Source organism: Herminiimonas glaciei, from assembly GCF_042664955.1.
GTDB lineage: Bacteria > Pseudomonadota > Gammaproteobacteria > Burkholderiales > Burkholderiaceae_D > Oxalicibacterium > Oxalicibacterium glaciei.
In genome coordinates, this window is record NZ_JBHTBU010000001.1 from 711,870 (window position 1) to 733,977 (window position 22,108).

A 22,108-nucleotide genomic window follows, 5' to 3' on the forward strand; every position below is an offset into this window, starting at 1 on the left:
AATGTCCCTGTTGTCTGCAATCCTGCTCCTGGGTTGCGCCGCCAGACCTGCTGTAGCACCAGATAGTGAATTGTCGACCAGCTTCGATAAAACAGATAATCAAAAGCGTGCACGCATCCGTTTGCAACTGGCAATCGGCTATTACCAGCAGGGCCAGTTGAATGTGGCGCTGGATGAAGTCAAACTGGCTTTGCAGACCGATCCGAATTTTGCCGATGCTTACAGCATGGCGGCCTTGATCTATATGGACCAGGGCGAAACCCGGATGGCGGAAGAAAACTTCCAGCGCGCCTTGCGCCTGGCGCCGAATGATCCGGATTTGAGCAATAACTATGGTTGGTTCCTGTGCCAGAACGGACGCGCGAATCAGTCGATCCCGTATTTTGAAGCGGCCTTGCGCAGCAAGACTTATCAGTCGCCTGCCAAAGCCCTGAATAACGCCGGTGCCTGCAGCCTGATCCTGAAGGATACAGTGGCGGCAGAGCGTTATTTCAATGAAGCATTTCGCCATGATCCCGGCAACCTGACGACCGCTACTAATCTGGCGCGTCTGAATTATGAGCGCGGTGATCTGGAGCGTGCACGGTTTTATATTAATCGCGTGACTAAAGCAGATGTGCTGAGCGCGGAAGTGTTGTGGTTAGCAATAAAAATTGAACGCAAGGTGGGCGATCGTGCCGCAGAAAACAGCCTTGCGACGCAATTGCGCCGCCGTTATCCGGACTCGGCTGAGTTTGCTGCCTATCAGCGTGGAGCCTTTAATGAATAATGACGTGCCTGTGAATGAAGCTATGAGTGATGCGGCCCCGGAACCGGTGCAAGAAGCAGAAAAACCTGAACCGGTCGTTTCTGCGGGCGCGCAGCTGACGGCCTTGCGCCAGGAGCGCGGCTGGACGGTAGAGCAGGTCGCCAATCAATTGAACCTGGCCAGCCGCCAGATTCAGGCACTGGAAGAAGATAATTACGCAGCCTTGCCCGGCATGGTGATCGTGCGCGGTTTCATCCGTTCCTATTCGAAAGTATTGCGCGTCGATCCGGCACCGATACTGGCGGGGATCAAGGACGATACCGTGGCGCCGGCCATCTTGCCGCCTGAACGTAGCCCGTTATCGGCATCGTTTTCTGAAACCAAATTGCTGTCGTCTAACCAGCATGGCCTGCGTTCGAAAGCAGTGCTTGGTGGTGGCATCCTGGTGGTGTTGGCTTTGTTGGCATATGCCGGTCAACACATGGGATGGTTGTCGCATGGCCCTGCGGGTTCGACGGCAAAAGTGGAAGAAAAACTGGCACCGATCGAGTTGTCGGATGCCGCACCTGAAGCCGTGGTCGAGACGCCTCCTCCGGTTGAAGTAATCGAAGCGACGGAAGCCAAGCCGGTTGAAGTGAAACCGGCTGAAGTAGCCAAGCCTGTCGTCGAAGCAGTTGCTCCAGCCGCCAAGCCTGCCGCACCGGTTAGCGCAGCGGCTGCAGTACCAGCTGCGGCACCTGCCGCTCCTGCTGCAAAGCCGGCAGCGGTAGCAGTGGTAGCGCCGAAACCAGTGGTGCCGGTGGATAGTAAAAATGCGCTCGCGATCAATGTGCGCGAGGATTCCTGGGTCGAAATCAAGGGCGCCGACAATAGCGTGATTTTGTCCCGCTTGCTGAAAGCCGGCAGTTCTGAAGCTGTTGCGGTTACCGGCCCGGTTTCGGTGGTGATCGGTAATGCTGCAGGTGTAGATGTCACTTTGCGCGGTGCGCCGGTTGATGTCGTGACTGGGAATAGCAGCAACGTTGCCCGATTGAACTTGAAATAAAACGCTTATGTCGTCATCCAACCCGATAGCTACCGGCCCTGTGACGCGTCGTCATAGTCGTGTGGCGGTAGTCAGTTATGGTGGTCGTGAAGTCCGTATAGGCGGCGATGCGCCGGTAGTCGTGCAGTCGATGACGAATACCGATACCGCCGACGTCATCGGTACTGCGATCCAGATCAAGGAATTGGCACGTGCCGGTTCGGAAATGGTGCGCATAACCGTGAATACACCGGAAGCCGCCGCCGCGGTGCCGGAAATTTGCGAACAACTCGACAAGATGGATATCGTCGTGCCACTGGTCGGCGACTTCCATTACAACGGTCATAAATTGCTGAATGATTATCCGGACTGCGCGAAAGCGCTGGCGAAATATCGCATCAACCCGGGCAACGTCGGCAAAGGCAACAAGCGCGATACCCAGTTTGCGCAAATGATAGAAACCGCATGCCGCTTCGATAAGCCGGTGCGCATAGGCGTGAACTGGGGCAGCCTGGATCAGGAACTGCTGGCGCGCATCATGGATGAAAACGCGGCACGCGCGACGCCATGGAGCGCACAAGCGGTCATGTATGAAGCATTGGTGACGTCGGCGATTGAAAACGCGCTGCGTGCCGAAGAAGTCGGCCTGGCGGGTGATCGCATCATCCTTTCGTGCAAGGTATCGGGCGTACAGGATTTGATCGCCGTATATCGCGAACTGGCACGTCGTTGTGATTATCCTTTGCACCTCGGTTTGACCGAAGCAGGGATGGGCAGCAAGGGTATTGTTGCTTCGACCGCCGCTTTGTCGGTTTTGCTGCAGGAAGGCATAGGCGACACGATACGTATTTCGCTGACGCCGGAACCGGGTGGCGACCGCACCAGGGAAGTCATCGTCGGCCAGGAAATTTTGCAAACCATGGGCTTGCGTAAATTTACGCCCATGGTGATTGCATGCCCGGGTTGTGGTCGTACTACTTCGACCGTGTTCCAGGAATTGGCGGATGGCATACAGACATATCTGCGCGACCAGATGCCGGTCTGGAAAAAGCAGTATCCGGGCGTGGAAGCAATGAACGTGGCAGTGATGGGTTGCATCGTGAACGGTCCCGGTGAATCCAAACACGCGAATATCGGCATCAGCCTGCCGGGTACCGGCGAATCGCCAGCGGCACCGGTCTTTGTTGACGGTGAAAAAACCGTCACCCTGCGTGGCGATAATATCGCCGAAGAATTCCATGCGATTGTGCTCGACTATGTGAAGAGCCACTACGGCAAAGAAAGCACTGCCGCTTAAGCAGCATTCGTCACATACATCGTATTCAACAAGTTGTAGAAAATAAGTCTTTAAAAATAAATGTCAGATACTAAAAAAACAGAAAAAATCGTCGGCGTGAAGGGAATGAACGACATTCTCCCGGCTGATGCGCCTTTGTGGGAATTGTTTGAAAACACCGTGCACACTGTGCTCAAGAGCTATGGTTTTCAACAGATACGCACGCCTATCGTAGAACCAACTGCACTGTTTGCGCGCGGCCTGGGCGAAGTGACCGACATCGTTGAGAAGGAAATGTATTCCTTCACCGATAGCATGAATGGTGATCAGCTGACCTTGCGTCCTGAATGCACGGCTGGTGTCGTACGCGCAGCGCTCGAACACAACCTGACTTACGATGGCCCGAAACGCCTGTGGTACGCCGGTCCCATGTTCCGTCATGAAAGGCCGCAACGCGGTCGCTATCGCCAATTCCATCAAATCGGTGCCGAAGCCATCGGTTTTGCCGGCCCGGATATCGACGCCGAACTGATCATGATGTGCCAGCGGCTGTGGGACGATCTCGGTCTGCAGGATGTACGCCTTGAATTGAATTCGATCGGTAATGCAGAAGAGCGCAACAAGCATCGCGCCGACCTGATTGCCTATTTTGAAAAGAATGCGGATCTGCTGGATACCGAAGCGCAAAAGCGTTTGCACAGCAATCCTTTGCGTATCCTGGATACCAAGAATCCGACCATGCAGGATATGGTCAATGCAGCGCCCAAGCTGCTCGATTACCTGGGCGAAGAATCGCGTGCGCACTTTGAAGGCGTGCAAAAAATCCTGCGCCACAATGCGATTCCATTCACTATCAATCCGCGCCTGGTACGCGGGATGGATTACTACAATCGCACCGTGTTTGAATGGGTAACGGATCAACTGGGTTCGCAGGGTACGGTATGCGGCGGCGGTCGTTACGACCCGCTGGTTGAAATGTTCGGTGGCAAACCGACCCCGGCTTGCGGTTTCGCAATGGGTGTTGAGCGTTTGCTGGAGTTGATGAAGGCCAGCGGCGAACAGTTCGCGCCGAATCAATGCGATGTCTATATCGTGCATCAGGGCGAAGAAGCGCAATTGCAGGCATCAGTGGTGGCGGAACGTTTGCGTGACGCCGGACTCGATGTGGTATTGCATTGCGCAGCTGCGACCGGCATCGGCAGCTTCAAATCGCAAATGAAACGCGCGGATGGCAGCGGTGCTGCGTACGCCGTGATTATCGGCGAAGACGAAATCGCGCAAGGCACGGCTGTCGTCAAGGAAATGCGCAACGCCGAAGCAGCCGGCAACCAGGCCAGCGTACCGTTCGAAGGTATTGCGGATTACCTGGTAGATCAGATTGTTGGCGCGCATGACCACGCGCACGACGAACACGTACATTATCATCATTAAACTTGGACCATCATGGCATACGATCACGCAGAGCAAGAACAACTAGCTACTCTTAAATCCTGGTGGAATCAGTACGGCAACCTCGTTACCTGGTTGCTGATAGTGGTCCTTGGTGCTTACGCCGCATGGGCGGGTTGGGGTTACTACCAGCGCAGCCAGGCGACGCAAGCCGGCCAACTGTATGAAGAGTTGCAAAAAGCCGTCGCTGCACAAGACAAGGAAAAAGTGCAACGTGCCGCGACCGATATGGAAGCCAAGTTTGCCGGTACCGCTTATGCACAGATGAGCGCACTGGCGGCTGCCAAGTCGGCTTTTGACTCGAATGATTTCAAAACCGCCAAAGCGCAATTGCAATGGGTGATAGACAAGGGCCAAAGCGATGAATACAAGGCTGTCGCGAAAGTCCGCCTGGCCGGTATCCTGCTCGATGAAAAAGCATACGACGAAGGTTTGAAAGTATTGTCGGGTGAGTTCCCTGCACAATTCGCCAATGTCGTCAGTGATCGCAAGGGCGACATCCTGGTAGCACAAAACAAGCTGGAAGAAGCCCGTGCTGCGTATCAGGCCGCCCTGGAAAAAACCGATGCCAAGAATCCTGCACGCCAGCTGATCCAGATCAAACTGGATGCCATCGGTGGTGCAGCGGTAAAAAAAGCAGCATAAAAGCTTAAAGGAAAAGAAATGCAGAAGTATCGAATCGCATTAAAAGTACTGTCGGCCAGCCTGTTGTTGGCGACTGCCGGTTGCTCCTTCCTGTCATCGATGAATCCGTTTGCCAGCAAGCCATCGACGCGCAACACACCAGCGCCTCTGGTTGAGTTCAAGCAAAGCCTGAATGCCCGCACCGCCTGGACTGCGTCGGTCGGCAAGGCAGGTAACTATGCATTTTCACCGGCTTTGGTGCGTAACGATCTCTATACTGCAGCGGCGGACGGCACGATTACCCGCCTGGATGCGACGAATGGTCAATCGCAGTGGCGTATCAATGCCGGTATGCCCTTGACGGCAGGCGTCGGTAGCGATGGCCAGACAGTTGTAGTGGCAGGTGAAAAGGGCGTAGTACTGGCATTTGATAACCAGGGCAAATTGCGCTGGAAAGCACAAGCCAGCAGCGAGATCCTGTCGACACCTGCAGTCGGCCTGGATACGGTTGTGATCCGCAGCATGGATAACCGTGTGGTCGCCTTTGATGCTGAAACCGGCACCCGTAAATGGTTCGCGCAACGTACCGCACCGCCATTGACCCTGCGTACTTCGCCGGGCATCGCGATTGCGAATTCGAATGCCTATATCGGCCTGGCCGGCGGACGTTTGCTGGCGGTTGCGCTCGCCACCGGCGCACCGCGCTGGGAAGTCGCCGTCGGTGACCCGCGCGGCACTACCGAGCTGGAACGCATTGCCGATATCTCCGGTGCGCCATTTGTCGCCGGTCGTGATGTATGTGCGGTTTCATATCAAGGCCGTATTGCCTGTTTCGATACCGTCAGCGGCACGCCGCGCTGGGGCAAGGCGTTTTCCAGTGATGTCGGCGTCGATGTCGATGAGCGCGCAGTGTATGCTGCGAATGAACGCGGTACCTTGCAGGCATTTGCCCGCGATACCGGCACCAGTTTCTGGCAGAACGAGCAGTTGAAAAACCGCCGCCTGTCGACCCCGATCTCTTCCAGCCGTGCAGTAGCGGTTGGTGATTACCAAGGTTATATCCATTTCTTCTCGAAAGAAAATGGCTTGTTGTTGGCACGTGTGAACACTGACGGGAGCCCGATTGTCGGCGTACCGGTTCGCACTGATGCGAATTTTATTTTTCAAACCCAATCAGGAACAGTGGCTGCCATCGCAGCCGAGTAAAACATTAGATGAAGCCGGTTATTGCACTTATAGGTCGACCTAACGTCGGCAAATCCACGCTATTCAACCGACTAACCCGGTCGCGCGATGCGTTGGTCGCTGACCTTCCGGGTTTGACGCGTGACCGGCATTACGGCGAAGGCCGGGTGGGCGAACGTCCGTTCCTGGTGATCGACACCGGCGGTTTCGAGCCTGTTGCCAAAGAAGGCATCATGCATGAAATGGCCAAGCAGACGAAACAGGCGGTTGCGGAAGCTGACGTCGTGATTTTCATCGTTGACGGTCGCCAAGGTTTGACACCGCATGACAAAACCATCACTGACTTCCTGCGTAAATCGGGTCGTTCCGTGATGCTGGTCGTGAACAAGGCCGAAGGCATGAAGTACACGACGGTGACGGCTGACTTCTACGAACTCGGCATGGGCGACCCGTATGTGATTTCGGCTGCCCACGGCGACGGTGTCAACGACCTGGTCGAAGAAGCGCTGAATATCGCTTTTGCCCAGCGTCCACCGGAAGAAGAAACGCCTGCGTCGAATGACAGGAGCATCAAGCTGGCCATCGTCGGTCGTCCTAACGTCGGCAAATCGACGCTGGTCAATACCTTGCTCGGCGAAGAGCGCGTGATTGCTTTCGATTTGCCGGGCACTACCCGTGATTCGATCGAGATCCCGTTCGAGCGCGACGGCAAGCACTACACACTGATAGATACCGCAGGTATCCGTCGTCGCGGCAAGGTGTTTGAAGCAATCGAGAAATTCTCGGTGGTCAAAACCCTGCAATCGATTTCCGAGGCCAATGTCGTCTTGCTCTTGCTGGATGCGCAGCAGGACATCTCCGAGCAGGATGCGCATATCGCCGGCTTTATCCTGGAGTCGGGCCGTGCCTTGGTGGTTGGCGTGAATAAATGGGATGGCTTGACCAGCGATCGTCGCGACGAGATCAAAATGGACCTAGAGCGCAAGCTGAGCTTCCTCTCGTTTGCAAAAACACATTTCGTCTCGGCTTTGAAGTCCAGCGGTATCGGTCCGATGATGAAATCTGTCGATGGCGCGTATGCCGCGGCGATGTCGAATCTGTCTACGCCCAAGCTGACACGTGCGCTGATCGAAGCAGTCGAGCACCAGCAGCCGCGCCGCAAGGGTTCTATCCGTCCGAAATTGCGTTATGCGCATCAGGGTGGTATGAATCCACCGATTGTTGTCATTCATGGCAATGCGCTGGAAGCGATAGACGCAAATTACAAACGCTTCCTGGAAAAGCATTTCCGAGAAACTTTTTCGCTGGTTGGGACTCCACTACGTATCGAGTTACGTTCAGGGAAGAATCCTTTCTCGCGTTCGGAAAAATAAGCGGTTTGGCGAAAAAGCCGGAAATCGATTACATTCCAATGGTTGGAACACTTGAAAAAAAGCAAGATGCCTCAACCTCTTAAACACAACAACACACTGGAGCTGTCATGACCAACAAAGGGCAACTGTTACAAGACCCATTCCTCAATGCTTTGCGCAAAGAGCATGTTCCCGTTTCGATCTATCTCGTCAACGGTATCAAACTCCAGGGTCATATCGAATCTTTTGATCAATACGTCGTCCTTTTGCGTAATACCGTCACCCAAATGGTGTACAAACACGCAATTTCCACCGTCGTTCCTGCACGTGCCGTGAACCTGAGCCTTGAATCAGAAGCTGAATAACATTTGCGTCGCCCAGTCACGGGCGCAGTATTAATATGCGCGCAGTACTGGTAGGCCTTGATTTTGGCAAAGGCGATTTCGCTGCAAGCCTCGAAGAACTTTCCCTTCTTTCCAGATCGGCAGGTGCCGATCCGATCATGACGATCACTGGCAAGCGTTCGAGTCCGGACGCGGCCTTGTTTGTCGGCTCGGGTAAGGCAAATGAAATCGCGGATGCAGTCGTTGACCACGAGCTTGATATCGTTATTTTCAATCATGCCTTGTCGCCGGCGCAGCAGCGCAACCTTGAGCGTCATCTCAAGGTGCGTGTGGTGGATCGCACCAGCCTGATTTTGGATATTTTTGCGCAAAGGGCGCAAAGCCACGAGGGTAAGGTACAGGTGGAGTTGGCACAGTTGCAACATCTTGCAACCCGCCTGATCCGCGGCTGGACTCACTTGGAACGGCAAAAGGGCGGTATCGGCCTGCGCGGTCCGGGTGAAACCCAGCTTGAGACCGATCGTCGCCTGCTGGGTGTGCGGGTCAAGGCTTTGCGCGCCAAGCTGGATAAATTGCACAAGCAGCACGCGACCCAGCGTCGTGCGCGTGGTCGTAATAATGCATTTTCGGTTTCCCTGGTTGGTTATACCAATGCCGGGAAATCAACCTTGTTTAACGCCGTGGCGAAAACCAGGGTATTGGCAGCCGATCAGCTATTCGCTACCTTGGACACGACTTCACGTCGTATTTATCTGGGCGAAGCAGGGAATGTGGTTATTTCCGATACGGTTGGATTTATCCGCGAATTGCCGCACCAATTGGTTGCCGCCTTTCGCGCCACGCTGGAGGAAACAATACATGCGGACTTGCTGCTGCACGTGGTGGATGGTGCCAGCCCGGTCCGGATGGAACAGATAGAGCAGGTGAATATGGTCTTGCGGGAAATTGGCGCCGACCATATCCCGCAGATTCTGGTTTGGAACAAGATTGACGCTGCCGGTCTGGAACCTGCTTTGGAGCGTGATGAATATGATAAAATTCGTCGTGTTTTTATTAGTGCCCAGACTGGAAGCGGATTGGATCTATTGCGTGAAGCAATAGCCGAATGTGCGCAGGAGCGCGCCGCTGGATTAGAAGATGTATCCGTAGTTGCATCTGACGACGTCAATGTATAAATAATTTACTTGGCCTTCCAACCCATTATTTTTCAGCCCGGACCGCAAAAGAATGCTCGTTTCCCTACTCAAAAAATTTGGTTTGAAGTTTTCGCTCAATGACCCTCGTTGGGGTCGTGGTTCCGATGACAATAATAAAAATCAGGATAATAACAAGCGCCCGAATGACGGCCCGCCTGATCTCGATCAATTGTGGCGCGACTTCAATCAGCGCCTGAGCAATATATTCGGCAACAAGAAGAATGGCGGCGGCGGTAACGGCGGCGATTCTTCCGGCGGCGGCATGGGCGGCTTCAAGCCGGATATGCGCGGTGCCGGGATTGGTGCTGCGATCATCGCAGCTATCGTCGCATTCCTGTGGCTGGTCAGCGGTTTCTTCATCGTGCAGGAGGGCCAGACCGGCGTGGTCATGACTTTCGGCAAATACAGCCACATGACGCCGGCCGGTTTTAACTGGCGCTGGCCAACCCCGATCCAAAGCCACGAAATCGTCAACGTATCGCAAGTGCGTACGGTTGAAGTGGGCTATCGCGGTAACGTCAAGAACAAGCAGCAGCAGGAATCGCTGATGCTGACCGAAGATGAAAACATCATCGACATCCAGTTCGCCGTGCAATACACACTGAAAAACGCTTCAGACTGGGTATTCAACAACCGTGAACAGGAAGAAATGGTCAAGCAGGTTGCTGAAACCGCGATACGCGAAGTAGTCGGCCGCAGCAAGATGGATTTCGTCTTGTATGAAGGTCGTGAAAAAATCGCCTTCGACAGCAGCCAGTTGATGCAGCAAATCGTTGACCGTTACAAGTCCGGCGTACAGATTACCAATGTCACGATGCAAGGCGTACAACCGCCGGAGCAAGTGCAGGCATCTTTTGATGATGCGGTCAAAGCAGGACAGGATCGCGAACGCCAAAAGAATGAAGGCCAGGCTTACGCCAATGACGTAATCCCACGTGCACGTGGTGCGGCTTCGCGCCTGATGCAGGAATCGGAAGCATATCGTTCCAGCGTAACCGCGAATGCGCAGGGTGAAGCTTCACGCTTCAAACAAATTCTGGTTGAGTATCAAAAAGCGCCTGCCGTTACCCGGGATCGTATGTACCTCGAAACGATGCAGAAAATTTTCTCAAGCACTACTAAGGTTATGGTCGATTCAAAAGGTAATAACAGCCTGATTTATTTGCCGCTGGATAAACTGATTTCGCAAACTGCTGCGCCGGCTGGTGCGGCGGCAGAAGTTGGTGCGATCAGGCCGCCTGCCACTTCGTCAACAGCTGCACCGGATACAAGTGCACTGGAGGCGCAGGAGTCCCGAGCCAGAGAGAGCCGTAGTTCGCGTGATCGGGAGGTACGATAATGAATCGCCTTATCTCCTATGTCATCGTTGCGGTGATCGCGTTTATCGCCTTGTCTTCTACATTGTTTGTGGTCGATCAGCGCCAGTACGCAATCGTGTTTGCACTGGGTGAAGTGAAAACCGTCATCAGTGAACCTGGCTTGCATTTCAAATTACCGCCGCCATTCCAGAACGTCGTGTTCCTGGACAAGCGCATCCTGACCCTGGATACGCCGGATGCAGACCGTTTCATTACAGCGGAAAAGAAAAACATCCTGGTTGATGCTTTCGTTAAATGGCGCATCGTTGATCCCCGCTTGTACTTCGTCAGCTTCAGCGGCGATGAACGCAGCGCGCAAAATCGGATGGCACAGATCGTCAAGGCTTCGCTGAACGAAGAAATCACCAAACGCACCGTACGTGAAGTGATCTCCGGTGAGCGCGGCAAGGTGATGGACGGTATCCAAAAGAAAGTCACCGAAGAAGCGAAGCAGATCGGTGTTGAAATTGTTGATGTCCGTCTGAAGCGCGTCGATTACGTGGAACAGATTAACAACTCCGTGTTCGATCGTATGAAATCTGAACGTGCCCGTGTCGCGAATGAATTGCGCTCGACCGGTGCTGCCGAGTCTGAAAAGATTCGTGCTGATGCGGATCGCCAGCGTACTGTGATTTTGGCAGAAGCATATCGTGATGCAGAGCAGATTCGCGGTGAAGGCGATGCCAAGGCTTCGCAAATTTACGCGCAGGCATTTGGTCAAAGCCCTGAGTTCTACAAGTTCTATCGTAGCCTCGAAGCGTACCGCGCCAGCTTTAAAACACGTAACGATATGCTCGTGATCGATCCTAATTCCGAGTTTTTCAAGTATTTTAAAAATCCTGGCTCGACAGGTGCCGGCGCGAAGAAATAACGCTAAGCGCCGTTAAAATGAAATACGCATATTTGCATGAAGTGATAAGCCATCACTTCATGCAGTTTCTTTTTTGTGGCGGCTACATGCATAAACGCAAATAATTTCCTGACAGACACGACCCGCTTGCGGGTTTGTCGTTTGCATCGTTGATATAAGCCTGCCGTACGCTGTATCCCTTTTCCTTTTTCTGACTTTTCGTTTCCCGTCATGCCAAACTGGCTGCTGCCTGAAAATATTGCTGATGTTTTGCCGTCTGAGGCGCGCAAAATTGAAGAACTGCGTCGTGTCATTCTCGACAACTTCCACCTGTACGGGTACGAACTTGTCATGCCGCCGATGCTGGAATACCTGGACTCATTGCTGGCCGGTGCCGGTCATGACATGGATTTGCGTACCTTCAAGCTGGTCGACCAATTGTCCGGCCGCACCCTCGGTTTGCGCGCAGATATGACCACCCAGGTGGCCCGTATTGATGCACATTTGCTCAATCGTGCTTCGGTCACCCGCCTGTGCTATTCCGGCAGCGTGCTGCACACCCGTCCGAATGGTTTGCATGCAACCCGCGAGCCTTTGCAGATAGGGGCGGAGATCTACGGTCACGCCGGGCTGGAAGCCGATGCGGAAATCCAGGAACTGGCGTTGGCATCACTTGCTTTGGCCGGTTTTACCCAGGTCCGGCTGGATTTGTGCCATGTCGGCGTGTTGCGGGCGATCATTGAAAATGACGCAAATGCGCAAAAAGATGAGTCGGCACTGTATACTTTGCTACGCGCCAAAGATGTCCCGGCGCTGCAGGAAATAACCGCTGCCTATGGTGAAGAATCGCGCCGTGCCTTGCTCGCCTTGCCTAGCCTATACGGTGACGCGACGGTGTTGACACGTGCGCGCAAAGAATTGCCGGCCTTGCCGGGTATTACCAAGGCACTGGATGAGCTGGCCGCGTTGACCAGCCTGGCAGGTGAAGCCAACGTCACGATAGACCTGGCAGACCTCGGCGGTTACCAGTATGAGAGCGGTGCGATGTTTGCGATTTACGTACCGGGCTTGCCGAATGCGGTAGCGCGTGGCGGCCGTTACGATCACGTCGGCGAAGCATTCGGACGGGCCCGTCCGGCAACTGGTTTCTCTATGGATTTACGCGAACTGGCGCGCTTATTGCCAGTAGCGGAACGCAAGCGCGCAATTCGTGCGCCGTGGGGCCGCGAAGCATTATTGCGTAGCAAGATTGTCGCATTGCGCAAAGCAGGGGAAGTTGTAATTCAAAGCTTGCCCGGCTACGAAAACGATCAGGACGAGTTTGAGTGCGATCGCGTACTCGTACTTGAAGATGGCAACTGGATTATCAAAAATTTAGGTTAAGTGATGTCAACAAAAAGCATGGCAAAAAACGTTGTAGTTGTCGGTACCCAATGGGGCGATGAAGGCAAGGGCAAGATCGTCGATTGGCTGACAGATCATTCACAAGGTGTAGTGCGCTTCCAGGGCGGTCACAACGCCGGCCACACACTGGTGATCGGCGGTCATAAAACCGCGCTGCAACTGATCCCATCCGGCATCATGCGCGAAGGCGTCGCATGCTATATCGGTAACGGCGTGGTCTTGTCGGTACCTGACGTATTGCGTGAAATCGACAAGCTGGCTGCGATCGGTGTGGAAGTCCCGTCGCGCCTGAAAATCTCGGAAGCCTGTCCTGTCATCCTGCCGTACCACACGGCACTGGACGTGGCACGCGAAGTAGCACGTGGCGATGCAAAAATCGGTACTACCGGTAAAGGCATAGGCCCGGCATACGAAGATAAGGTCGCGCGTCGTGCAATTCGTGCGGCTGACTTGCTGAACGAAAAACGCTTTGCGGAAAAACTGCTGGAAAACCTCGATTACCACAACTTCGTGTTGTCGCATTACCTGAAGGTACCGGCTGTTGATTATCAAAAAACCCTGGATGATGCGCTGGCTGATGTGCCACGCCTGAAACCTATGGTTGGTGACGTATCGAGTGCGCTGTATGCAGCCCACAATGCAGGTGCAAACCTCTTGTTCGAAGGTGCGCAAGGCAGCTTGCTGGACGTCGATCACGGTACTTACCCGTACGTCACTTCAAGCAACTGCGTGGCAGGCAATGCTTCCACCGGTTCCGGCGTTGGTCCTGGCATGTTGCATTACATCCTCGGCATCACCAAGGCTTACACTACACGTGTCGGCTCCGGTCCATTCCCGTCCGAATTGCCTACCGATGCAGGTGTTGGTAAACACCTGGCAACAGTTGGTCATGAGTTCGGTACCGTGACCGGTCGCGCGCGTCGTTGCGGTTGGTTTGATGCAGCCTTGCTGAAGCGTTCGGTGCAAATCAATGGCGTTACCGGTATGTGTTTCACCAAGCTTGACGTGCTGGACGGTCTGGAATCGCTGCGTATCTGCACCGGTTACAAACTCAATGGCAAAACTGTTGATATTTTCCCGGTTGGTGCAGAAGATGCAGCAGCTTGCGAACCGATATACGAAGAAATGCCAGGCTGGAAAGAAACAACGGTGGGCGCGAAAACATTGGAAGCATTGCCGGCAAACGCGCGTGCTTACATCGACCGCATCGAAAAACTCGTTGGTGTACCTATTGATATGATTTCGACCGGTCCTGACCGCGAAGAAACCATCGTCTTGCGTCATCCTTTCAAATAAAAATTACTTAGTCCGACGAGTTGCACGATGCCAGAATCAGGCGATAAAGATCTATGGGTGACATGGGATGCCTATCACCAAGCCATCGAGCGCCTGGCTCTGCTGGTGCACGAGTCGGGTTGGGAATTTGACCAGGTCTTGTGCCTGGCACGGGGCGGTCTCCGCCCCGGTGACGTGTTCTCACGTATTTTCAATGTGCCGCTGGCGATTTTGTCGACCAGCTCTTACCGCGAAGATGCGGGCAAAGAGCAGGGCTCGCTGGATATCGCCAAGCACATCACGATTACCAATGGCACACTGGGCGGCAAGGTATTGCTGGTCGACGACCTGGTCGATTCCGGCGTAACGCTGGAACAAGTGCAGCGCCATCTCTCCGAAAAATTCCCCGCAGTGACGGAAGTAAAATCTGCAGTCATCTGGTACAAAGCTTGCTCATCTGTTGAGCCGGATTTTTATCTCGACTATTTGCCGCATAATCCGTGGATACATCAGCCGTTTGAAGAATACGACGGCTTGCGTCCGCATCAATTGGCAGCATGGTTGCGCAAAGGTGAAACAGAATAGGGCGCGTCGTCACTGATGTGTCATTTTCTGCAGGCAATATCGATACGCTTGCAGAAGTAAAAAGTAACAAAGAAATAGTGAGAGAGTTTCGCAAGGAATTTTGCGAATCTGAAGTTTGCTGCGTGCGTATGAAATGAGCTTGAAGTAAGCTTTTGAAGCAAGCTCGTGATACAAGCTCGGAAATAAATGCGACCGGAAAAAGAAAAACCCCGTTGACGAATCAACGGGGTTTTAATAACTTGGTGCCCACGGAGGGACTCGAACCCCCACACCTTGCGGCACATGGACCTGAACCATGCGCGTCTACCAATTCCGCCACGTGGGCCTTACATGAAAGATGAGCAGTATAGCGGAAATCAGTTGGAAGTCAATCATTGATTGCGACTAATTTGCATGTTTATCGACTTATTATGCAAACATCGTCGTCGTCCGTTACACTGACTCCCGTTCTAATAACAATTAACCAAAACAGCTTTTGAGCCAATACTCTTATACCATTCCCAGCCGCGAGGAAATTCTCGGCATCTTACGTACGGCCACCGGTTCGCACGACGCTTCCACACTTGCTACTGCTCTCGGTGTAAAACCTGATGAGATGGACGGTTTGATGCGTCGCCTGAATGCGATGGAGCGCGATGGTCAAATCAAACCTGATCGCGCCGGCAATTATCAACTTGCCCATTCTTCCAATTTTATTGAAGGCCGCGTCAGCAGTCACAGGGACGGCTTCGGCTTCCTGATTCCTGACGACGCCAGCGCCGATATCTTTTTGCCTGAAAAAGAAATGCAAAAAGTTTTGCATGGCGATCGGGTACAAGCACGCATCATCGGCACCGACCGACGCGGTCGCCCTGAAGGCACCATCGTTGAAGTGGTGTCACGTGCAAACAGCCATGTGATCGGCCGCCTGCTGAACGAAAATGGTGCGTGGGTAGTGGCACCTGAAGATAAACGCATAGGCCAGGACATCATGCTGGCCGGTTCGCCGGGTAAGGCCAAAACCGGGCAGGTCGTCAGTGTTGAATTGACCGAACAGCCTTCGCGTTTCAGCCAGCCTGTCGGCAAGATAGTCGAAGTCCTCGGTGACATCGATGATCCCGGCATGGAAATCGAAATTGCCGTGCGCAAATATGGCGTGCCGCATGAATTTTCCGAAGCAGCAAAAAAAGCTGCCGCGAAATTACCGAATGAAGTGCGTGCAGTTGATTTGCACGACCGTGTCGATTTGCGCGATGTGCCACTGGTCACCATTGATGGTGAAGATGCCCGTGACTTCGATGATGCCGTGTATTGCGAACCGTGCAAGATCGGTCGTGCTGATGGCTTCCGTCTGATCGTTGCGATTGCAGACGTCAGCAATTACGTCAAACCGAATGAAGCGCTGGATGTAGATGCGCTGGAACGCAGTACTTCGGTCTATTTCCCGCGCCGCGTAATTCCTATGCTGCCGGAGAAATTGTCGAACGGTTTGTGTTCGCTCAATCCTGGCGTTGATCGTTTGACACTGGTATGCGATGCCGTGATTACCGCCAAGGGCGAAATCAAGGCTTACCAGTTCTATCCGGCAGTGATTCATTCAGCAGCGCGCCTGACCTATACCGAAGTAGCCGCCATCCTCGGTAATACCAAGGGTATAGAAGCGACCAAGCGTCCGGCGCTGGTACCGCATCTGCTGAACCTGTACGGCGTCTACCAGGCCTTGCTGCAGGCGCGCCATGCACGCGGTGCGATCGATTTCGAGACCACTGAAACCTATATCGTCTGCAATGAAGTCGGCAAGATCGAGCAGATCCTGCCACGCACCCGTAATGAAGCGCACAAGCTGATTGAAGAGTGCATGCTGGCAGCCAACGTCTGTGCCGCCGATCTCTTGCAGCGCCACAAGCACCACAGCCTGTATCGTGTGCATGCGTTGCCGACCAAGGAAAAACTGAATCAGGTCCGCACCTTCCTCAAGCAGGTTGGTTTGAACCTGGGCGGTGGCGATAAGCCGACCGCTTCGGATTATGCCGAGTTGATGCCCAAGATTAAAAATCGTCCGGATGCATTGCTGTTACAGACCATGTTGTTGCGTTCGATGCAGCAAGCTGTCTACAGCCCGGAAAATATCGGCCACTTTGGTTTGTCGTATGAAGCCTATGCGCATTTCACCAGCCCGATCCGTCGTTATCCGGATTTGCTGACGCATCGCGCCATTAAAGCCATCCTGCAAGGCAAGAAGTATGAGCCGCGCGGTATGGATACCAGCACACTGAATACCATGCTGTCGCCTGCCGCACGCAAGAAGCACGCGCAGGACAAGGCAGAAGGCAAGCAAAAGTCGGAAGGCGACCTGGCGATCTGGGAAGCACTAGGCATACATTGCTCGGCAAATGAACGCCGTGCTGATGAAGCATCACGCGATGTTGAAGCATGGTTGAAGTGTTACTTCATCCGCGACAAGCTGGGTGAAGAATTCACCGGTACGATTTCCGGCGTAGCTACTTTCGGTATTTTCGTGCAACTGGATTCACTGTTCATCGAAGGTATGGTGCACGTGACTGAACTCGGTGCTGATCATTTCAAATTCGATGAAGCGCGCCATGAGTTACGTGGTGAGCGTACCGGCATCCGCTATCAGTTGACAGACCGTGTAACGGTACAAGTCAGCCGGGTTGACCTGGACGCACGTAAAATCGATTTGCGCCTGGTCAATGAGCCCGGTATCCGCACCGTATTAAAAAACGAAGCGCGCCGCGCCGACAACGAACACCAGAAACACAGCAAGAAAGCCGAAAAATCGACTGCAGGCAAAACCGCGGCCAAGGCTGCAACGCCTGCCGCTACTGCACCCGGCAAAAAAGCCAAAGCCAAACGGGCACCGGCTACACCTCATAAACAACGTGCACCAGCAGTGCACCCTAAATCAAGCAAGAAGAAGCGATAAAAATGAAGAGCAAGATGATTTTCGGCTTTCACGCCGTCACGGCGCGTTTGCGCCATGAAGCCTCTTCGGTGGAAGAAATTTATATTGACGCCGGTCGCCACGACCAGCGCATGAAGGATTTGATACGCGCAGCTGAAGGCGCGAAAGTGCGTATTATCCCGGCCGATGATGCACGCCTGAGCAGCATCGTCGGTACGCGGCGCCATCAGGGCGTGGTAGCCAAGGCGGGTGAGCTGTCGCTGGCGCGTAACCTGGATGAATTGCTGGATGCAATCGAAGGTCCGCCCTTGCTGTTGGTACTTGATGGCATCACCGATCCACACAACCTGGGTGCCTGCCTGCGGGTGGCAGACGGTGCCGGTGCGCATGCGGTGATTGCACCGAAGGACCGGGCGGTTGGCTTGAATGCGACTGCCGCCAAGGTCGCCAGTGGCGCGGCCGATACCGTGCCTTACATCACGGTCACCAACCTGGCACGTACGCTGCGTGAGTTGAAAGAGCGCGACATCATGCTGATCGGTACCACCGACGACTCCGAAAAAGGTTTGTACGACGCCGATTTCTCCGGCCCGGCCGCCCTGGTCATGGGTTCGGAAGGCGAGGGCATGCGCCGCCTGACGCGTGAAACCTGCGATGTCCTGGTTGGTATTCCCATGTTCGGCTCGGTAGAAAGCCTGAACGTTTCTGTCGCCTCCGGCGTTTGTCTGTACGAAGCGCGCAGACAGCGCATCGCGACCGGTTCTTAAGCCTGTGTGACAACATGGCGGCACCGGCAAAAATAGCCGGTGTCCGCCATGATTTGCGTTAACAGGCTAATATTGCTATCCAAGCATTTTTCGCATATCCATATTTACTTTATGTTTAGCCGTATCCGAGAAGACATCGCCAATATCATTGCCCGCGACCCTGCTGCGCGCAGTGAATGGGAAGTTATTACCTGCTATCCGGGCTTGCACGCCATTGTCATGCAGCGCTGGGCGCACTGGTTCTGGACCCATGATTTCAAATGGTTGGGGCGTTTTACCTCGCATATCGCGCGCTGGTTGACCGGGATCGAAATCCATCCGGGTGCGACCATCGGTCGGCGTGTCTTCATCGACCATGGTTTTGGCGTGGTGATCGGTGAAACTGCAGTGGTCGGCGACGATTGCACGATTTACCAGGGAGTAACTCTGGGCGGTACTTCGCTCAGCAAAGGTGCCAAGCGGCATCCGACATTGGGTACCGGTGTCATTATTGGGGCCGGTGCGCAAGTATTGGGCGCTTTTACCGTTGGCGAGGGTGCCAAGGTCGGCTCGAACGCGGTGGTGGTACGCGAGGTCCCGGCTGGCGCGACGGCAGTTGGCAATCCGGCGCGTATCATCGAGAAGGACAATGCACGTGATGAAGCGGCGGCGCGCATGTTTGCCGCGTATGGCGTGACGCCGAACGGCGACGATCCCTTGTCCAAGGCTTTGCATGGCTTGATCGATAATGCTGCGACCCAGGAACACCAGATCGAACGCATCCTGGCCGCGCTGAAGTGCGCCGGCATCGATTGCGAAACCCTGAATGCCACCGAGAAATTTGATCCTGAACAGTTGAACAAACTGGTTGAGTAAGTAGCTAGCCATGACAGATGAAGTAAGCAATACAGCAGCCGCCGATGCGCGGGATGACGGTCAAATCGTGTTCGATGCCGGTGCGGTTCGCGTACTGGCTGTGCTGGCGGAGAAAGAGGCGCTGACGCCCGATGCTTATCCGATGTCGATCAATGCGCTGACCAATGGCTGCAATCAATTGACCAGTCGCGATCCGGTCATGGCGCTGACGGAAGCTGGCGTGCAGGCCATTTTGCAGGAATTGATCGCGGATAAATTCGTGGCCGAGGTGAATCAGGCCGGCGCGCGTGTGAGCAAATACGAGCACAGGCTGCGCATGAAGTGGTCGCTTGAGCAGGACAAGCTGGCCGTGTTGACCGTGCTGATGCTGCGCGGCATCCAGACCGCAGGCGAGATTCGCACACGCTCAGGGCGTCTACATGAATTCGCCACGATTGCGGATGTGGAAGCAGCGCTGCAATTCCTGATCGATAAATATCCACCGCTGGTGGCGCGCCTGCCGCGTGCACCGGGTACCAAGGAAACGCGCTACGCGCCTTTGCTGTCTGGTGAAGTTTTCCCGGAAGCGGGGGATTTACCGGTTGCGGCTGCGAGCGGAGTGAGCCGACATGATCGTATCGGCCAGCTGGAAGCCGAAGTAAGCAGCCTGCGCGACGAAGTCGAAGCTTTGAAAACGCAATTCCAGCAATTCAAACAGCAGTTTGAATAAATAAGCCCGAGATCGGCAGCAACTCAGCTGTCGATCTCTGTTCCATCCAGAGCAAAACGGTGGATTTCTCCGGCCGTATCCAGCGCCAGCCAGTCGCCACGCGGCGACGCCGTGTGATCCAGATCCCAATCCGACAGTACATAGCGTAGACGTTCAGCGCCATCCACCTGATGCTGATGTTGCGCAGGTCTATGCGTATGACCATGGAGCATGGTGGCGCTGCTACTGTGGCGGAACAAGTCGGCAATTGCCTCCTGATTCACATCCATAATCTCGTAGGATTTATCGCGCTGCGCTGCGCGGCTACCCGCGCGCAGGTTTTCTATAATGGCTTTGCGCTGCGCCAGAGGCAAAGCAAGGAAGTGTTGTTGCCACTCAGGCTGCCGTACCTGTGCGCGGAACTCCATATAAGCGGCATCGTCGGTGCAATAGGCATCGCCATGCGTCAATACCAGCAGACGACCTGCCAGGCTAGTGACAAAGGGGTCCGGCAGCAGACTAATGCCAGTGACCTCGGCAAATCTCTGTCCCACCAGGAAATCGCGATTACCGGCCATCCAGAATACTTCCACGCCGCTTGCACTGACTTGTTTCAGGGCGTTGACGACTTGCTGATGATAGGGATCATCGATGTCATCATCACCGGCCCAGGCTTCGAAGATATCGCCGAGCAGGTAGAGCTGTTTCGTATGTAATGCCTGATTTTGCAGGAAATTGAAGAAGGCCTGCGTGGTGCGCGGCATTGCTGCCTGCAAATGCAAATCGGAAACAAAAAGCGCAGCCATTGCTGGCTGCGCTTGATTCGTCGAAGCAGAGGATAGGGAAGAGCTCATATCGTGCATCGAAGTGGCTAAGTAAAAATAAGCAGTTGCTTAGATGACTTCAGCTTTTTCGATGACGACGTCGTCTACCGGTACGTCGGCGAACATGCCGCTGCGGGTGGTTTTGACTGCACGGATTTTTTCAACGACGTCGATACCGTCGGTAACTTTACCGAATACACAGTAGCCCCAGCCGTCCTGGCCCGGATAGTCGAGGAAGCCGTTATCGTTAACGTTGATGAAGAATTGTGCGGAAGCCGAGTGCGGTGCCGAGGTACGTGCCATTGCCAGCGTGTACATGCCGTTTTTCAAGCCGTTCTTTGCTTCGTTTTCGACTGGCTCATTGGTTGGCTTTTGTTTCATGCCTGGCTCAAAACCGCCGCCCTGGATCATGAAACCATCGATCACACGATGGAAAATGGTACCGGCATAGTGACCCGAGTTCACGTAGGCGAGGAAGTTTTCTACCGTTTTTGGCGCTTTTTCCGCGTCGAGTTCGATAGTGATGTTGCCGTGGTTGGTGGTGAGGAGGACTGCCATATTATTCCTTGATAAATGTAGGGGTGATGAATAAAAAATGAAGGACTAAAAATCAGTAATGATTAATTGATGACGGTAGCGGATTCTATGACGACCGGAGTGGTCGGTACATTTTGATGGCCGCCGCGATTGCCGGTGCTAACGTTCTTGATCTTGTCGACGACTTCGCTGCCTTTGATGACTTTGCCGAATACTGCATAACCCCAACCGTCACGGCTAGGGTAGTTCAGCATGCTGTTGTTGGCGGTGTTGATAAAGAATTGTGCCGTTGCCGAATGCGGCGCGCTGGTACGCGCCATCGCAACAGTATAAATGTCGTTCTTCAAGCCGTTTGCTGCCTCGTTCTGGATAGGCGCACGTGTCGCTTTTTCTTTCATGTCTTTATCGAAGCCGCCACCCTGGATCATGAAGCCATCGATCACGCGGTGGAAAATGGTGCCGTTGTATTGACCGCTTTTTACATACTGTACAAAATTTTCTACCGATTTCGGCGCTTTCTCCTGGTTCAGTTCCAGCACGATATCGCCCATATTGGTTTTCAACAGTACCTGTGGTGCATCTGCGGCATGCGCCAGTTGCAACATGCCGGACAGTGTAACGGCGGCAACCATGGCCAGGGCGTGGCGACGAGAAAATTTCATGCGGGCTTCTTTCATTTAAATGAAGGTGGGTGGTTCTCTGAGGTAGGGCTAATCCCTGATACAGATGAAGCTAATGAATAAATATTCAATAGTCTGCAACTTGCAGGATGACTCGCGCTGTCATATTATGCCGTCCCGCTTGCGGCTCAGTACGGGACTATCTCCAATTTTGTGCTTGTTTAGCCGTGACAGGGAAGGCA

At 54.0% G+C, this 22,108-nt stretch carries 21 protein-coding genes and 1 tRNA gene; 18 read left to right on the top strand and 4 right to left on the bottom strand.

Annotated elements, in window-relative coordinates:
- Window position 1 precedes the first annotated feature (1 nt).
- The 14 genes from pilW (at window position 2) to ACFQPC_RS03180 (ending at window position 14,670) form a co-directional block, all read left to right on the top strand.
- Window positions 2–769 (top strand): type IV pilus biogenesis/stability protein PilW, encoded by a 768-nt coding sequence (pilW, locus tag ACFQPC_RS03115; RefSeq protein WP_382271860.1) that lies wholly within the window; start codon window positions 2–4, stop codon window positions 767–769.
- Window positions 762–1,793: a helix-turn-helix domain-containing protein gene (locus ACFQPC_RS03120; RefSeq protein WP_382270163.1), complete on the top strand. Its 1,032-nt coding sequence runs from the start codon at window positions 762–764 to the stop codon at window positions 1,791–1,793. The genes pilW and ACFQPC_RS03120 overlap by 8 nt, the downstream gene beginning before the upstream one ends.
- A 7-nt stretch (window positions 1,794–1,800) precedes the next feature.
- Window positions 1,801–3,069 (top strand): flavodoxin-dependent (E)-4-hydroxy-3-methylbut-2-enyl-diphosphate synthase, encoded by a 1,269-nt coding sequence (ispG, locus tag ACFQPC_RS03125; RefSeq protein ID WP_382270164.1) that lies wholly within the window; start codon window positions 1,801–1,803, stop codon window positions 3,067–3,069.
- 60 nt (window positions 3,070–3,129) lie between these two features.
- Window positions 3,130–4,479 carry a histidine--tRNA ligase gene (gene hisS, locus ACFQPC_RS03130; protein WP_012079979.1) on the top strand — a complete coding sequence of 450 codons (1,350 nt, stop codon included), beginning with the start codon at window positions 3,130–3,132 and terminating at the stop codon, window positions 4,477–4,479.
- Window positions 4,480–4,491: 12 nt separating this feature from the next.
- Window positions 4,492–5,142 (top strand): tetratricopeptide repeat protein, encoded by a 651-nt coding sequence (locus ACFQPC_RS03135; protein ID WP_382270165.1) that lies wholly within the window; start codon window positions 4,492–4,494, stop codon window positions 5,140–5,142.
- An 18-nt stretch (window positions 5,143–5,160) separates the two neighbouring features.
- The gene (gene bamB, locus ACFQPC_RS03140) at window positions 5,161–6,327 is read left to right on the top strand and encodes an outer membrane protein assembly factor BamB (protein ID WP_382270166.1); all 1,167 of its coding nucleotides are present in this window, start codon (window positions 5,161–5,163) and stop codon (window positions 6,325–6,327) included.
- 8 nt (window positions 6,328–6,335) lie between these two features.
- Entirely contained in the window at window positions 6,336–7,679 is a 1,344-nt protein-coding gene (gene der, locus ACFQPC_RS03145) for a ribosome biogenesis GTPase Der (protein WP_382270167.1), read from the top strand.
- Between the two features lie 107 nt (window positions 7,680–7,786).
- Complete coding sequence (gene hfq, locus ACFQPC_RS03150; RefSeq protein ID WP_012079975.1) at window positions 7,787–8,023, top strand: RNA chaperone Hfq; 237 nt, start codon at window positions 7,787–7,789, stop codon at window positions 8,021–8,023.
- A gap of 35 nt (window positions 8,024–8,058) precedes the next feature.
- Entirely contained in the window at window positions 8,059–9,177 is a 1,119-nt protein-coding gene (hflX, locus tag ACFQPC_RS03155; RefSeq protein WP_382270168.1) for a GTPase HflX, read from the top strand.
- 52 nt (window positions 9,178–9,229) lie between these two features.
- Window positions 9,230–10,537, top strand: a complete 1,308-nt coding sequence (gene hflK / locus ACFQPC_RS03160; RefSeq protein ID WP_382270169.1) for an FtsH protease activity modulator HflK — start codon at window positions 9,230–9,232, stop codon at window positions 10,535–10,537.
- The gene (hflC, locus tag ACFQPC_RS03165) at window positions 10,537–11,427 is read left to right on the top strand and encodes a protease modulator HflC (RefSeq protein ID WP_012079972.1); all 891 of its coding nucleotides are present in this window, start codon (window positions 10,537–10,539) and stop codon (window positions 11,425–11,427) included. Before hflK ends, hflC begins: the two co-directional genes overlap by 1 nt.
- A 210-nt stretch (window positions 11,428–11,637) precedes the next feature.
- Complete coding sequence (locus tag ACFQPC_RS03170) at window positions 11,638–12,789, top strand: ATP phosphoribosyltransferase regulatory subunit (RefSeq protein WP_382270170.1); 1,152 nt, start codon at window positions 11,638–11,640, stop codon at window positions 12,787–12,789.
- Window positions 12,790–12,792: 3 nt separating this feature from the next.
- On the top strand, window positions 12,793–14,106 hold the full coding sequence (locus tag ACFQPC_RS03175) for an adenylosuccinate synthase (RefSeq protein WP_382270171.1): 1,314 nt from the start codon (window positions 12,793–12,795) through the stop codon (window positions 14,104–14,106).
- 27 nt (window positions 14,107–14,133) lie between these two features.
- Window positions 14,134–14,670: a phosphoribosyltransferase gene (locus ACFQPC_RS03180; RefSeq protein ID WP_382270172.1), complete on the top strand. Its 537-nt coding sequence runs from the start codon at window positions 14,134–14,136 to the stop codon at window positions 14,668–14,670.
- Window positions 14,671–14,910: 240 nt separating this feature from the next.
- Here ACFQPC_RS03180 and ACFQPC_RS03185 read toward each other — a convergent pair.
- Window positions 14,911–14,995: transfer RNA gene (locus tag ACFQPC_RS03185), tRNA-Leu, on the bottom strand.
- Between the two features lie 150 nt (window positions 14,996–15,145).
- Here ACFQPC_RS03185 and rnr point away from each other — a divergent pair.
- The 4 genes from rnr (at window position 15,146) to ACFQPC_RS03205 (ending at window position 19,906) form a co-directional block, all read left to right on the top strand.
- Window positions 15,146–17,596, top strand: a complete 2,451-nt coding sequence (rnr, locus tag ACFQPC_RS03190; protein WP_382270173.1) for a ribonuclease R — start codon at window positions 15,146–15,148, stop codon at window positions 17,594–17,596.
- 2 nt (window positions 17,597–17,598) lie between these two features.
- The gene (gene rlmB / locus ACFQPC_RS03195; RefSeq protein WP_382270174.1) at window positions 17,599–18,342 is read left to right on the top strand and encodes a 23S rRNA (guanosine(2251)-2'-O)-methyltransferase RlmB; all 744 of its coding nucleotides are present in this window, start codon (window positions 17,599–17,601) and stop codon (window positions 18,340–18,342) included.
- Between the two features lie 111 nt (window positions 18,343–18,453).
- Window positions 18,454–19,197 (top strand): serine O-acetyltransferase, encoded by a 744-nt coding sequence (cysE, locus tag ACFQPC_RS03200; protein ID WP_012079966.1) that lies wholly within the window; start codon window positions 18,454–18,456, stop codon window positions 19,195–19,197.
- Window positions 19,198–19,207: 10 nt separating this feature from the next.
- On the top strand, window positions 19,208–19,906 hold the full coding sequence (locus ACFQPC_RS03205) for a YceH family protein (RefSeq protein WP_382270175.1): 699 nt from the start codon (window positions 19,208–19,210) through the stop codon (window positions 19,904–19,906).
- 23 nt (window positions 19,907–19,929) lie between these two features.
- Here the strand turns inward: ACFQPC_RS03205 and ACFQPC_RS03210 are convergent, their stop codons facing one another.
- From ACFQPC_RS03210 to ACFQPC_RS03220, 3 genes are all read right to left on the bottom strand, one after another.
- A complete protein-coding gene (locus ACFQPC_RS03210) occupies window positions 19,930–20,691 on the bottom strand; it encodes a UDP-2,3-diacylglucosamine diphosphatase (RefSeq protein WP_382270176.1) in 762 nt (253 codons plus the stop codon).
- An 87-nt stretch (window positions 20,692–20,778) separates the two neighbouring features.
- Window positions 20,779–21,267: a peptidylprolyl isomerase gene (locus ACFQPC_RS03215; protein WP_382270177.1), complete on the bottom strand. Its 489-nt coding sequence runs from the start codon at window positions 21,265–21,267 to the stop codon at window positions 20,779–20,781.
- 62 nt (window positions 21,268–21,329) lie between these two features.
- Window positions 21,330–21,908 carry a peptidylprolyl isomerase gene (locus ACFQPC_RS03220; RefSeq protein ID WP_382270178.1) on the bottom strand — a complete coding sequence of 193 codons (579 nt, stop codon included), beginning with the start codon at window positions 21,906–21,908 and terminating at the stop codon, window positions 21,330–21,332.
- Window positions 21,909–22,108 lie beyond the last annotated feature (200 nt).